At 64.2% G+C, this 13,383-nt stretch carries 11 protein-coding genes; 8 read left to right on the plus strand and 3 right to left on the minus strand.

The window, feature by feature from the left end; genetic code table 11:
- The first annotated feature begins 11 nt into the window (after positions 1-11).
- On the plus strand, positions 12-1,847 hold the full coding sequence (gene glmS / locus HOP59_RS07945; protein ID WP_234253424.1) for a glutamine--fructose-6-phosphate transaminase (isomerizing): 1,836 nt from the start codon (positions 12-14) through the stop codon (positions 1,845-1,847).
- 126 nt (positions 1,848-1,973) lie between these two features.
- On the plus strand, positions 1,974-3,683 hold the full coding sequence (locus HOP59_RS07950; RefSeq protein WP_234253425.1) for a DUF945 family protein: 1,710 nt from the start codon (positions 1,974-1,976) through the stop codon (positions 3,681-3,683).
- Positions 3,684-3,723: 40 nt separating this feature from the next.
- Here the strand turns inward: HOP59_RS07950 and HOP59_RS07955 are convergent, their stop codons facing one another.
- Positions 3,724-4,326: a phosphatase PAP2 family protein gene (locus tag HOP59_RS07955; protein ID WP_234253426.1), complete on the minus strand. Its 603-nt coding sequence runs from the start codon at positions 4,324-4,326 to the stop codon at positions 3,724-3,726.
- Between the two features lie 99 nt (positions 4,327-4,425).
- On the opposite strand from HOP59_RS07955, the gene HOP59_RS07960 reads away from it, so the two are divergent.
- Both HOP59_RS07960 and HOP59_RS07965 read left to right on the plus strand, forming a co-directional pair.
- Positions 4,426-5,292, plus strand: coding sequence for a DUF72 domain-containing protein (locus tag HOP59_RS07960; protein WP_234253427.1), 867 nt, complete (start codon positions 4,426-4,428; stop codon positions 5,290-5,292).
- 130 nt (positions 5,293-5,422) lie between these two features.
- On the plus strand, positions 5,423-6,769 hold the full coding sequence (locus HOP59_RS07965; RefSeq protein WP_234253428.1) for a sodium-dependent transporter: 1,347 nt from the start codon (positions 5,423-5,425) through the stop codon (positions 6,767-6,769).
- 88 nt (positions 6,770-6,857) lie between these two features.
- Here the strand turns inward: HOP59_RS07965 and HOP59_RS07970 are convergent, their stop codons facing one another.
- Positions 6,858-7,058, minus strand: a complete 201-nt coding sequence (locus HOP59_RS07970) for a PA3496 family putative envelope integrity protein (protein WP_010625936.1) — start codon at positions 7,056-7,058, stop codon at positions 6,858-6,860.
- A 192-nt stretch (positions 7,059-7,250) separates the two neighbouring features.
- Here HOP59_RS07970 and hexR point away from each other — a divergent pair, with 192 nt between their 5' ends.
- From hexR to HOP59_RS07985, 3 genes are all read left to right on the plus strand, one after another.
- Positions 7,251-8,114 carry a transcriptional regulator HexR gene (gene hexR / locus HOP59_RS07975; protein ID WP_010625935.1) on the plus strand — a complete coding sequence of 288 codons (864 nt, stop codon included), beginning with the start codon at positions 7,251-7,253 and terminating at the stop codon, positions 8,112-8,114.
- A 77-nt stretch (positions 8,115-8,191) separates the two neighbouring features.
- Entirely contained in the window at positions 8,192-10,399 is a 2,208-nt protein-coding gene (gene uvrD, locus HOP59_RS07980) for a DNA helicase II (protein WP_234253429.1), read from the plus strand.
- Positions 10,400-10,687: 288 nt separating this feature from the next.
- On the plus strand, positions 10,688-11,776 hold the full coding sequence (locus HOP59_RS07985; protein ID WP_010625933.1) for a TRAP transporter substrate-binding protein: 1,089 nt from the start codon (positions 10,688-10,690) through the stop codon (positions 11,774-11,776).
- Between the two features lie 58 nt (positions 11,777-11,834).
- On the opposite strand, the gene HOP59_RS07990 is transcribed toward HOP59_RS07985, so the two are convergent.
- Positions 11,835-12,242 (minus strand): acyl-CoA thioesterase, encoded by a 408-nt coding sequence (locus HOP59_RS07990; protein ID WP_234253430.1) that lies wholly within the window; start codon positions 12,240-12,242, stop codon positions 11,835-11,837.
- A gap of 154 nt (positions 12,243-12,396) precedes the next feature.
- Here HOP59_RS07990 and HOP59_RS07995 point away from each other — a divergent pair, with 154 nt between their 5' ends.
- Entirely contained in the window at positions 12,397-13,359 is a 963-nt protein-coding gene (locus HOP59_RS07995) for a PstS family phosphate ABC transporter substrate-binding protein (protein ID WP_234253431.1), read from the plus strand.
- The last annotated feature ends 24 nt before the right edge of the window (positions 13,360-13,383 follow it).

The following is a 13,383-nucleotide window of genomic DNA, read 5'->3' on the forward strand; positions in this document are numbered from 1 at the left end:
GAGGAATCGTCATGTGTGGAATCGTCGGTGCCGTTGCCCAGCGCAACGTGGAAGGCATCCTGCTCGAAGGCTTGAGGCGCCTGGAGTATCGCGGCTACGACTCGGCCGGTATGGCGGTGATCTCTGCCGATGGCGAGCTGCAGCGCCGTCGCGCGCTGGGCAAGGTCGCAGCCCTCGAAGCCATGCTCGATGAGGCAGCCCTGCCGGGGCGCTGCGGTATCGCCCACACCCGCTGGGCCACCCACGGCAAGCCCAGCGAGGAGAACGCCCATCCGCACCAGTCGGGAAGCCGGCTGGCGCTGGTGCACAACGGCATCATCGAGAACCACGAGCCGCTGCGCCGCGAGCTGGAGGCCGACGGCTATGTCTTCTCCTCGCAGACCGATACCGAAGTGGTGGCGCACCTGCTGGAGCGCGAGTACCGCCATGGCGGCGGCCTGCTGGCCGCCGTACAGCGAGTGCTCGCTCGCCTGGAAGGTGCCTATGCCCTGGCCGTAGTACATGCTGACGAGCCCGACGTCGTGGTGGGTGCGCGCAAGGGCAGTCCGCTGGTGGTGGGTGTGGGGATCAATGAAGCCTTCCTCGGCTCCGACCCGCTGGCGCTGCTGCAAGTCACCGACCGATTCATCTATCTGCAGGAGGGCGACGTGGTCCGGCTCTCCGACGGCGGCCGGATCGAGATCCACGATGCGCAGGGGCAAGCCGCGCAGCGTGAGACGCATACCTTCGAGCATGGCGACGGCGCCGCCAGCAAGGGCGAATACCGTCACTACATGTTGAAGGAAATCTACGAGCAGCCGGCGGTGATCGCAGCGGCGCTGGAAGGTCGCCTGGGCGAGCGTTCGGTGCCGGTCGAGTGCTTCGGCCCCGATGCCGAGGCGCTGTTCGAGCGGGTCAAGCAGGTCCACATCGTTGCCTGCGGTACCAGCTATCATGCCGGTCTGGTGGCGCGCTACTGGCTGGAGCGCTATGCCGGCCTCCCCGTCCAGGTGGAAGTCGCCTCGGAGTACCGCTACCGTACGGTGGTGGTACCGGACGACACCCTGTTCGTCACGCTGTCGCAGTCCGGCGAGACGGCCGATACCCTGGCGGCGTTGCGTTTTGCCCGCGAGCGGGGCTATCTCGGCAGCCTGGCTATCTGCAACGTGCCGGGAAGCTCCCTGGTCCGGGAGTCTGACCTTACCCTGATGACCCAGGCCGGCCCCGAGATCGGCGTAGCCTCGACCAAGGCCTTCACCACCCAGCTCACCGCCCTGATGCTGCTCACACTGGCCCTTGGGCGGGTCAAGGGGCTGGCGGCCGAGACCCAGGCCGAGCTGGTGGCCGGGCTGCGTTCGTTGCCGCAGCTGGTGGGTCAGGTGCTGAAACTCGATAACGCCATCGAGCGCCTGTCGACCGCCTTTGCCGAGAAGCATCACGCTCTCTTCCTTGGGCGCGGCGCGCACTTCCCTATCGCCCTGGAGGGCGCGCTCAAGCTCAAGGAGATCTCTTACATCCACGCCGAGGCCTATCCCGCCGGCGAGCTCAAGCACGGCCCGCTGGCACTGGTGGACAGCGAGATGCCGGTCATTTCCGTCGCTCCTAACGACGAATTGCTCGACAAGCTCAAGTCCAACCTGCAGGAAGTACGCGCCCGCGGCGGCGAACTCTTCGTCTTCGCTGACGAGCAGGTCGGCATCGAGGAGGAAGATGGCGTCAGGGTGCTGCCGTTACCCCACGTGCACGACGCTCTGGCACCGATTCTCTATACCGTGCCGTTGCAGCTGTTGAGTTATCACGTGGCGGTACTCAAGGGCACCGACGTCGATCAGCCGCGCAATCTGGCCAAGTCGGTAACGGTGGAGTGAACCCAGGATACTTCAGCTTACTTTTCTCGTTTCCTGTCGTTAAACTTTGACCTTGAACTAGGCAGCAACAAGTGACTTGTTGCTGCCTAATTTCAATTAAACGAAGAACGAGAAAAGGATATCGACGTGGGGAATGGACAGAAACGTCAGGGAAGTTTACTGAAGCGCTTGCTGGTGATCAGCGCAGGGCTCGTGCTTGTGGTGGGCCTGGGGGCTCCCTATTGGTTGGGCCAGCAGGTGGAAAAGCATTACGCCGACTATCTGCAACAGTTGCAGCGCTTCGACTATATACAGGTCGAGAACCCGGTATATGAACGTGGCTGGTTCCAAGCCAGTGCCAGTTATGAACTCATCATCGAGCCCGAACTTGCTCAGGCGTACGAGCCTCTCCTTGATGCAGAAATGGGGCTGTCGTTCGAGGGAGAGCCGCTCAGAATAGTCGTCAACGACCGCATCACCCATGGCCCTTTCATGGGCGCTCTGGCCACGTTCGAGGGACGAGCCGAGGCGTCGGGTTGGCTGTTCGAACAGGCCATCCAACTGGAAGAAGACGAGGATTTCACCCGCTATGCCGGCAGGGTCGGCTTCGATCAGATGGTAGAGGGCGAATGGGAACCCATGGCGGTAACGCTGGCCTCGGGTCCGCTACTCAATGATTTGGGTGTGGAGATGCGTTACGAGGGGGAATACCTGGGCGGTGAGTTCCACTACGACCCCAGTTCGGGAGAGTATCGCAGTACGAATCGTCTGGGGCAGTCCCGGTTGGTGGAGCCCTCGGCCGTTCACACCTTCGAGGGCTCTACCACCGACCTGGTGATTTCTTTTCCCCAGGGAGTGCTGCGTGAAATCACGCTGCGATCGAACGATGCGCCGATGTCGACGGAGAGTCGCGATCTGCAAGAGGTGGGCAACTCCCGCATCGAAGGACAGAGCGTCGAGATCAAGTTCCTGTTCGATGATCAGGGCCGCTTCGCAGATCTGGTAGCGCACTTCGAGATGCAGGGCTTCGAGTCCGAAGCGCCCGACCTCTATTTCACCATGGATGGTCTAGCAGCCGATTTCACGGCGACTCGCCAGGGCGATAGCAGCTGGTATGGCCAGCTGGGCCTCAGCCTCGACGGCTTGGCGGTGCGCGAGCAGTTCTCACCGGGCTTTACCGCGCAAAGCGCCACGGTTCGCCTGGGGCTGGAGCCGGAATCCGAGGAGCACTTCCAACTGGCGCAGCTATGGGCGGCCGAGGGGCTGCAGATTCAGGGCCTGGAAGAGCCGATCGCTTTCCATGTCGAATCCAGCTACGGGCAGCTGTCGCGTACTGAGTACGACACCCTGTGGAGCCTGATCTACGAAGCCATTGCCAGCTTCCAGTGGAACGACCCTGATGCCCTGCTGCCCATTTTCGAGCGCATGGGTGAGGCCGGCGAGGCGCTGATGGCGGGCCGCTCCGTGCTCACCATCAAGCCGGCCACCTTCAGCATGGGCGATGCGGACATCGTGCTGGCGCTGGAAGCCGACCTGCTGCTTCAGGACATTGCCGGTCTCGACGAGAGCTTTCTGCTCGATGCGGAAAACCGCCTGGACCTGAGCGTGGAGGCTTCCGCCATGCTGCTGCACCGGGTGAGCCGTGAAGTCCTGCGTCAGCAGTACAATGGCATGCTTTCGGGCAATGAGCTCGATGCCATGGCCAAGGAGGTGGTGGCTGGAAGCGTGGAGCCGATGCTCGAGATGGGCGTCGTTCGCCGCGAGCAGGACGGTAGCTACACCTTGAAGGTGCAGCTACAGGACGGCCAGTTGCTGGTGAACGGCGAACCCGGCGAGTGGCTGCTGGAGCAGTTCTGAGCCGCTGCGAAGAAACGCTGAACTGGGCTGGGTGGCGCGCTCAGCGCTCCACCCAGCCGCGGCGGATCAACGGCGCGAACAGCATTCGATAGAGCCGCATGGCCACCCGGTGATAGATGGGCAGGATAAGCCAACTGCGGCTGACACCTACCAGCGTGGCCATGGCAGCCGCCAGCACCAGGGCGCCGAGCATGTCCTGGGGGAAATGCACGCCGAGGAAGACCCTCGCCCAGGCCACCGGAACGGCCAGCAGCAGCAGGTAGCGACCGATCCTTCGGGTGCCGGCATGCAGCAGCAGGCTGAAGGCCATGGTCAGCATGATGGTGGCGTGATTGCTGGGAAACGCCGGGGTCGGGGCGTGTTCCAGGAAGGTCTGCCCGACTGGCATCATGAACGGACGTGGGGTCGGCCACAGCCAGCCGATCATCCAGCTCGCCGCCAGGGCGAGCAGAGTGGCGATGAAGGCCTCCCACAGCGGGCGTTTCAGGCGCTCACTGCCACGCAGCCAGCCAATGACCAGCAGAGCCGGTACCAGCCAGATCAAATAGACGGCGAAGACTTCCGTCATCAGCAGCAGCCGTGGGTCGCTGTCGGGCGCCGCGTTGAGCTGGGCGAACAGGGCAAGGTTGAGTGTGGTTTCCATGAGTTGGGTGCGCTGGGCGCTCTTCCTTGTTCATTTGGAGCAGGCCGCTCATGCTGCCATTCGTCAGGCGACGTTTCCGATTAATTTTGTTACAGGAGCATGACAAGGTTGTCCAGACTGTATCTGGGTTTGGCCATGTGGGCCAACCCCGACTGGTGTGGCTCCCTTTACCCGCCCTATGGCGGCCAGGAGGGTTGGCTGGCCGACTATGCGCGGGTGTTCAACGCGGTGGAGGGCAACACGACCTTCTACAGCGGGGCGCCCCGGGCCGAGACGGTGGCTGGCTGGTCGCGCCTGGCGCCTGCTGATTTCCGCTTTTGCTTCAAGCTGCCGGCGGCGCTGACCCATGAGCGTCGTCTCGAGGGTATCGAGGCGGATTTCGATGCCTTCGTCGAGGCTCTCTCCCCACTGCACGATCGCCTGGGCCCTCTGCTCGTCCAGTTGCCGCGGGACTTCGGCCCTGACCTACTGCCCCGGCTCGCAGCGCTGCTAGAGCGCTGGCCTGCGGCGATTCCCTGCGCCGTGGAGGTCCGGCATCCTGAATTTTTCCACAAGGGGTCGGCCGAGATCGCTCTCAACCGCCTGTTGATAACTCATGGCGCCAACCGCGTCATGCTCGACGTGAGGCCGCTGTTCTCGACCCCGGCGACGGGCTGCCCCGCGCTTGCACAAGCGCAGAGTGAAAAGCCACGCTGCCCATTACACGTGCTTTCCACGGGAAACGAGCCGCTTGTCCGCTTTATCGGACACCTCGATGAGGAGATCAACCTCAGCTACTTCCGGCCTTGGATCGGTCAGCTAAAGCTGTGGATAAAACAGGGGAAAACCCCTTTTCTCTTTGTGCATACCGCCAATAACCGACGGGCTCCCGAGCTTGCCCGACGACTCCATGGCGAGCTGATCGTCCAGCTCGACCAACCGCCGCTCAACGACTTTGCCGGCGAGCGCCAAACCACGCTGTTTTGAGTCCTCTGCTGCTGGCCTTCGAGCGTATGATCGGATAGATTTGCCACCATTCGGTGTAATTACCCATCGTTTTTCCGGGTTTTTGCGCTTGAAACAGATCAACAATCGGATACATAACAACAGGTGACTCATGTCTAAACTCGTCCACGCGCAGTGGTCATCGAAGATGACCTTCGTGCTGGCGGCCGCCGGGTCGGCCGTCGGGCTAGGCAACATCTGGCGCTTCTCCTACATGGTGGGAGACAACGGTGGCGCCGCCTTCGTACTCGTCTATCTGGCCTGTGTCGCCGTGGTGGGCCTCCCCGTGCTGGTGGCCGAGTGGCTGATTGGCCGGCGGGGTCAGAAGAACCCGATCAACGCCATGGCGGAGCTGGCCAGCAAGAACGCCCAGCCCAAGGCATGGGCACTGGTAGGTGCCAGCGGCGTGCTGGCGGCCTTTTTGATCCTCTCCTTCTATAGCGTGATCGGCGGCTGGTCGCTTTCCTATACCCTGGGTTCGGTCACCGGTACCTTTACCGGTCAGGATGCCGACGGCGTCGGCGCCATCTTCACGGGCTTGCTGGGCAATCCCTTACTGCTGCTGCTGTGGCACACTGCCTTCATGGCGCTGGTGGTGTGGATCGTGGCCCGCGGCGTGACCAAGGGGCTGGAAGGTGCGGTACGCACCATGATGCCGGCGCTGGTGGTGCTGATGGTGGTGCTGGTCGGCTACGGCATGACCACCGGTCATTTCGGCGAGGCGCTGGCCTTCATGTTCCGCCCCGACTGGGGCGCGCTCTCCGGCGACGTGGTGCTGGCCGCCATGGGCCAGGCTTTCTTCACCCTGTCGCTGGGCATGGGCATCATGATGGCCTACGGCTCCTATCTGGGTGAGGACGTCAACCTGCTGGGCACCGCGCGCACGGTGATCATCCTGGATACCGGCATCGCCCTGCTGGCCGGCCTGGCAATCTTCCCCATCGTCTTCGCCAACGGTCTGAGTGCCGGGGAAGGCCCGGGGCTGATCTTCGTCACCCTGCCGCTGGCGTTCGGCAACATGACCGGCGGCATGCTGCTGGGGCTGATGTTCTTCCTGCTGCTGACCTTCGCCGCGCTGACCTCGGCCATCTCGCTGCTCGAGCCGGTGGTGGAGTTCGTCGAGGAGCGCACGCCGCTGACGCGGGTCATGGCCACCCTGGTGAGCGCCGTGGCGGTGTGGCTGCTGGGCATTGCCGCGCTGATGTCGTTCAACGTCTGGCCCGAGCCGGTGATGATGGGGCTCAACGTGTTCGATCTGCTGGACACCTTCACCAGCAAGATCCTGCTGCCGCTGACGGGGCTGGGCGCGATCGTCTTCGTTGCCTGGTGTCTGGATCGCCGCAGCGTGGCCGCCGAGCTGAATCTGACCGGCGGCAGCGAGCAGGTGTGGCTGGTGGTGGCGCGCTACGTGGCGCCGCTGGGGGTGATCCTGGTGTTCGTCAACTCCCTGTTGGGATGACCCAGGGATTATTGGGTGACGAGCCTACCTGGCCCCGCATGCCGGGGCCGGATCTGCTGCTTGTCGCGGCCGCCTTTGGGCGGCCGCTTCAGTGTCTTTCTTCGTCGACCAAGTCGGCGATGTTCCGCTCCAGCTGCTTGAACTCCTGATGCAGCTCGATTCCGCGGCGGGCGCGCAGGTTTCGCTGGGCGGCGCTGCGGGAGCGCTTTTCATGCTCGGCGACGTTGATGCTCATGAAGATGTCGAGAAGTTCATTCTTGACGGAAGTGACTCGTTCGACCTTACTCATGTCGACCCTCCCTTCTTCTTCTGTGCCTTATCTTCGTCTGTACGGCAAGATCAAATCACAGCATCTTTACTATACCCTACTTGACAGAATCATGACGAAGTGGGCTATTCCACGCTGGCGAGTGAAACTCCCCCAAGCGAGTCGGGATCGTGCATACTGAGATTTTGCGTTCGTCAAACCAAGGAGTTCAGCGTGAGCCGCGCCCTGTTCGATGAAATGAGACGCCGCATGGAGCTCTTCCGCCGCTCCGAGCAGAAAGTGGCGCGCTTCGTGCTGCGCAATCCCGATGAAGTCATTCACATGCGCATCGTCGATCTGGCCACCGAGGCCAAGGTCAGCGAGCCGACCGTGGTGCGCTTCTGCCGGGCCCTGGGCTGCAACGGTTTTCAGGACTTCAAGCTCAAGCTAGCGCAGATGCTGGCTTCAGGCAGCCAGTTCGCCCAGTTCTCGATGAACGACGACGACTCCGTCGCCGAGTTCTCCCAGAGCATCTTCGACTCCACCGTGGGCACCCTGCTGTCGGTGCGCGACCGCCTGGACAACGAGGCACTGAGCCGGGCGATCCAGGCGCTGGCCATGGCCAACCGGGTCGAGTTCTACGGCTTCGGCGCCTCCGGGGCGGTGGCCTTCGATGCCCAGCACAAGTTCTTCCGCCTGCAGATCTCCACCGCGGCCTACGCCGACCCCCACATGCAGAACATGTCGGCGGTGACCCTCAAGGAGGGCGACGTGGTGGTGGCGATCTCCCAGACCGGCCGCACCCGTGCCCTGGTGGCCAGCGTGCGCCTGGCCCGCGAGGCCGGCGCTACGGTGATCGGCCTGTGCCCCAGCGGGTCGCCGCTCTCCGAGGAGGTGTCTCTGCCGCTCTACATCGACGTGCACGAGGACACCGAGATCTATACGCCGATGAGCTCACGTGTGGCCCACCTGGTGCTGATCGACGTGCTCGCCGTGGGTGTGGCCAAGACCCGCGGACCGAAGCTCGCCGAGCAGCTCAAGGCGGTCAAGAAGAGCCTGACGCCGTTACGGTTTCCCGAACAGGAAGGCAAACCCTGAAGTGAGCGTCGGCGACGGCAGGCCGAGCACAATATGCTAAGCTGGGCGCTCATTTTTTCCAGCGGCAGACCCCTTCCATGGATGACGTCACGGCGATTCTCGATCAGTTGAACCCGGCCCAGCGCGAGGCGGTGAGCGCCCCCCAGGGCAACATGCTGGTGCTGGCCGGAGCCGGCTCCGGCAAGACCCGGGTGCTGGTGCATCGCATCGCCTGGCTGATGCAGGCCGAGGGGCTCTCGCCCTACGCCGTGCTCGCCGTGACCTTCACCAACAAGGCGGCCCGCGAGATGCGAACGCGTCTGGAGGCGCTGCTGGGGCTGTCGCTGCGCAACGTCTGGGTCGGCACCTTCCACTCCATCGCCCATCGCCTGCTGCGCACCCACTGGCAGGATGCGCGGCTGCCGCAGCATTTCCAGATCATCGACTCCGACGACCAGCTGCGCCTGATCAAGCGCCTGCTCAAGGATCACCAGATCGACGACGAGCGCTACCCGCCGCGCCAGGTGCAGTACTTCATCTCCGGCTGCAAGGAGGAGGGGCTGCGCCCGCATCAGGTCGACGTTCACGGCGACGCCTACATGGCCCAGATGGTCGAACTCTACGAGCGCTACCAGCTCACCTGCGAGCGCGGCGGTCTGGTCGACTTCGGCGAGCTGCTGCTCAGGAGCCTCGAGCTCTTGCGCGATACCCCGGCGCTGCTGGCCCACTACCAGGAGCGCTTCGCCCACGTGCTGGTCGACGAGTTCCAGGACACCAACACCCTGCAGTACGCCTGGCTCAAGCTGCTCACCGGCATGAAGACGCCGATGACCGTGGTCGGCGACGACGACCAGTCGATCTACGGCTGGCGCGGCGCGCGGATCGAGAACATCCGTCGCTTCGAGCAGGAATTCCCGGGTACCCATACCGTGCGTCTGGAGCAGAACTACCGCTCCACCAGCGCCATTCTCGATGCCGCCAACGCCCTGATCAGCCACAACGCCGAGCGCATGGGCAAGGAGCTATGGACGGCCGGCGCCCGCGGCGAGCCGATCTCGGTATATGCCGGCTTCAACGACCTGGACGAGGCGCGCTTCATCGTCGACACCATCAAGGAGAAGGTCGACGAGGGCTACCGACGCCGCGACGTGGCCATCCTCTATCGCTCCAACGCCCAGTCGCGGGTGCTCGAGGAGACCCTGATCCGCCAGGGCATGCCTTATCGCATCTACGGCGGTCATCGCTTCTACGAGCGGCTGGAGATCAAGAACGCCCTGGCCTACCTGCGTCTGCTGCTCAACCGCGACGACGACGCTTCGCTGGAGCGCATCGTCAACGTGCCGCCGCGGGGCATCGGCACGCGTACCGTGGAGCTACTGCGCGAGCGGGCGCGCGTGGCCGGGGTATCGTTGTGGCAGGCGCTGCACGACGGCCTGGCCGACGGTTCGCTGAAAGGGCGTGCCGGTGCGTCGCTGCAGCTCTTCGCCGATCTCATCGAAGGGCTCGACAACGACACCGCCGGCCTGAGGCTGCACGAGATCATCGATCATGTGAATGAGCGCTCCGGGCTGGTCGAGCATCATCGCAACGAGAAGGGCGAGAAGGGGCAGGCCCGGGTCGAGAACCTGGAAGAGCTGATCAACGCCGCCCGCGCCTTCACCCAGGGCGAATCCTTCGACCCGCCCGAGGCCGGCGAGGGCGCCGTGGCGCTGGAGGCCTTCCTCGCCGAAGCGGCGCTCAACGCCGGCGAGCACGAGGCCGACGAGTTCGAGGACAGCGTGCAGCTGATGACCCTGCACTCGGCCAAAGGGCTGGAGTTCCCGGTAGTGTTCATCGCCGGGGTCGAGGAGGGGCTGTTCCCGCACAAGATGTCGCTGGAGGAGCCCGGCCGGCTCGAGGAGGAGCGCCGGCTGTGCTACGTCGGTCTGACCCGCGCCATGCGCAAGCTCTACCTCACGCATTCGGAGATTCGCCGCCTGCACGGCAAGGAGACCTTCCAGCGACCGTCGCGCTTCCTGCGTGAGATTCCCGCCGAGTATCTGGAGGAAGTGCGCCTGCGTGGGCAGATCTCGCGTCCGGTGACGGCCATGCGTCCGGCGGTGGGGCTGTCGCGTCAGACCTCGGTCGACGGCGGCGACGACCTGCCCAGCCTGAGCCTGGGTCAGCGCGTGCATCACCCCGTCTTCGGCGAGGGGGTGATTCTCAACGCCGAGGGCGAGGGCGCACGGGCCCGGGTGCAGGTCAGCTTCGAGGGCGAAGGCGACAAGTGGCTGGTGTTGGGGTTCGCCAAGCTAACTCCTCTATAGAGAGATCAGCGTATCCCTTGTACGTTGACGTCTACGTCAAAAGCCGCGCTTGCTGCCCAAATTGCCATTAAGCATACTCACTGACGGACACATCGCGCTTGATTAGGGAAGCGCTGAACAAATCGACGAGCGAGATGAAGTGCAAGGCGCACGGAGCACAAGAACCGGAGCATATGGGGTATATGTGAGGATTCTGCGCACCGCGCAACGCAGCAATTCGCTCGCGCAGGCATTTGTGCAGTGTTTCCTTAGACGCGACTCAGAATAACCACCTGGAGTCATGCCCGCATGCAACGCCGTAAATTCCTCAAGACCGCCGGCCTCGGTGCTGCCGGCGTAGTCGCTGCCCCCTTCGTCTCCACCGCAAAAGCGCAGGAAACCATCACCTGGGACATGGTCACCTCCTGGCCGACCAACTTCCCGGCCCTGGGTACCGGTGCCAACGCATTCGCCCAGCGTATCGAACAGCTCTCCAACGGCCGTATGCGTGTGCGCGTGCACGGTGCCGGCGAGCTGGTGCCCGCCATGGAGGTGTTCGACGCCGTGGCCGCCGGTACCGCCGAGATGGGCCACTCCGCCGCCTACTACTGGCGCGGCAAGGTCGCCGCTTCGCAGTTCTTCACCGCCGTGCCCTTCGGCATGAACACCACCGAAATGAACGCCTGGCTCTACCACGGTGGCGGTCAGGAGCTGTGGGACGAGATCTACGCCAAGCACAACCTGAAGCCGTTCGCGGTGGGCAACACCGGTGCCCAGATGGCCGGCTGGTTCAAGCGCGAGATCAACTCGCTGGCCGACATGCAGGGCATCCGCCTGCGTCTGCCGGGCCTGGCCGGCGAGGCCATGAACGGCATCGGCGTGACCACCGTCAACATGCCGGGCGGTGAGATCTTCACCTCCATGCAGACCGGCGTGCTCGACGCCGCCGACTGGGTCGGTCCCTACAACGACATGGCTTTCGGCCTGCATCAGGTGGCCGATTACTACTACACCTCGCCGTGGAACGAGCCGACCGCCGTGCTCGAGGGCACCGTCAACCTGGACGCCTGGAACGCCCTGCCCGACGACCTCAAGGCCGTGGTGCGCGAAGCCGCCAAGGCTTCCAACCTGGATATGATCAGCGAGTTTGCCTATCGCAACGCTCAGGCGCTGGCCACTCTGGTGGAGGAGCATGGCGTGCAGCTGCGCACCTTCCCGCAGGACGTCATCGAGGCGCTCTACGAGTCGTCGCAGCGGGTCATCCAGCAGCAGGTGGAGAACGACCCCGACTCGGCCAAGGTCTACGAGTCCTACCGCGCGTTCCAGGCGCTGGTTCGCCCGTTCAGCGACGTGGGCGAGTTCGAGTATCTCAAGACCCGCGACACCGTCGTCACCTGATCGACGACGTCGAACGCAGCGAGGGCGCCTATTGGCGCCCTCGCTGCTTTCCGAAACCTCAGCCGGTCTGACGTACCGCGCGGATGCGCCCCTTGTCGTCCAGTGCCACCATCACGAAGCGGGCCTCGGTGACCTTGTGCAGCTCGCTGCTCTCGCGTTCGTGAGGCTGGCGGATCCACACTTCGACGTCGATCTTGATCGAGCTGTGGCCGATCTCGCGCACGGCAGTGAAGATGTTGACCATCGAGCCGACACGCACCGGACACAGGAAGTCCATGGTCTCGATGGCCACTGTTGCGGTGCGGCCACGCGCCTCGCGGCCCGCCGCCAGCTCGGCGGCCTGGTCCATGTGGCGCACCAACCAGCCACCGGGGATGTCGCCATAGAGGTTGGTATCCTGGCGATCGGCCAGCAGCTTGAGTGTCAATTGCCCCTGGGGCGCGGGAACGTCGTCGAGGTCGGTCATGGAATGTCGTATGCTCGGCTTGTTGTTGTGGGCGGCGATATTGCGTTGCAGCGCTTGCTGGTGGCCATCTTATACGCCAAGCCTTGGCCTCACCAGCGCTGCGACAAGCCGTCACTCGTGCGCGATCCTCCCAGTCTGCGGCAAGGAGCCTCTCATGATCCCTTTCGGCAAGGCGCGTGGTCGGCGCAGGCCATGGCACAGTTGTCTGGTGCTGCTGCTGGTCTGGGCCATGTCCACGGCCCACGGCGATGAGCCGGTGGGTACGCTCGGCGTGGTAGGCTCCGACACCATGGCCGGGCTGATGCTGCGCTGGGGCGAACAGCTCAGCGAGCGCCATCCGGGCATTCGCCTGCAGCTCCAGGCCAGCGGCTCAGCCAGTGCTCCCACGGCGCTGGCGGCCGGCACCACCCGGCTCGGGCCGATGTCACGGGCCATGAGCGACAGCGAGCGTGATGCCTTCCAGCAACGGCACGGTTACCCGGTGCTGGAAGTGGAGGTGGCACGAGACGCTCTGGCGGTGATCGTGCACCGTCACCATGCGCTGGAGTCGCTGCGACTTGACGAGATCGACGCCATTTTCTCGACCACGCGCCGCTGCGGTGGCGACGAGGCGATCCTGCGCTGGGAGCAGCTCGGCGTCGCGGGGCGAGGGGGAAGGATCGAGCTCAACGGGCGCAATCCCGCTTCCGGCAGCTTTGGCCTGTTCCGCCAGCAGGCGCTGTGTGGCGGCAGCTACAATCCACGGCTCAACGAGCACCCGGGCTCTGCCGCCGTGGTGGCGGCGGTCACCGAAAGCCTGGAGGCCATCGGCTATGTCGGCCTCAATCACCTGACTCCCGGGATCAAGGCCCTCGCCATAGAGGATGGCGAGGGGCGCCGGCATGTTCCCGCTGCCGAACCGGTGCGCCAGGGCGAGTATCCACTTGGCCGTGCGCTCTTCCTCTACGTCAACCTTCCCCCCGGAGAGGCGCTCTCCGGGCCGGAGCGGGCGCTGCTGGATCTCATCCTGTCGCCTCAGGGGCAGCGCACGGTCTCCGAGATGGGCTTCGTGGCGCTGTCGGAGGAGCATCTGGCCGCCCAGCGTGAGCTGCTGGGCCTCGACGCTACGCTGCCCTGAGCGCGTGTCACGAAACTGTCATCA

Origin of the sequence: Billgrantia aerodenitrificans (assembly GCF_021404405.1) — a bacterium.
Lineage (GTDB): Bacteria > Pseudomonadota > Gammaproteobacteria > Pseudomonadales > Halomonadaceae > Halomonas > Halomonas aerodenitrificans.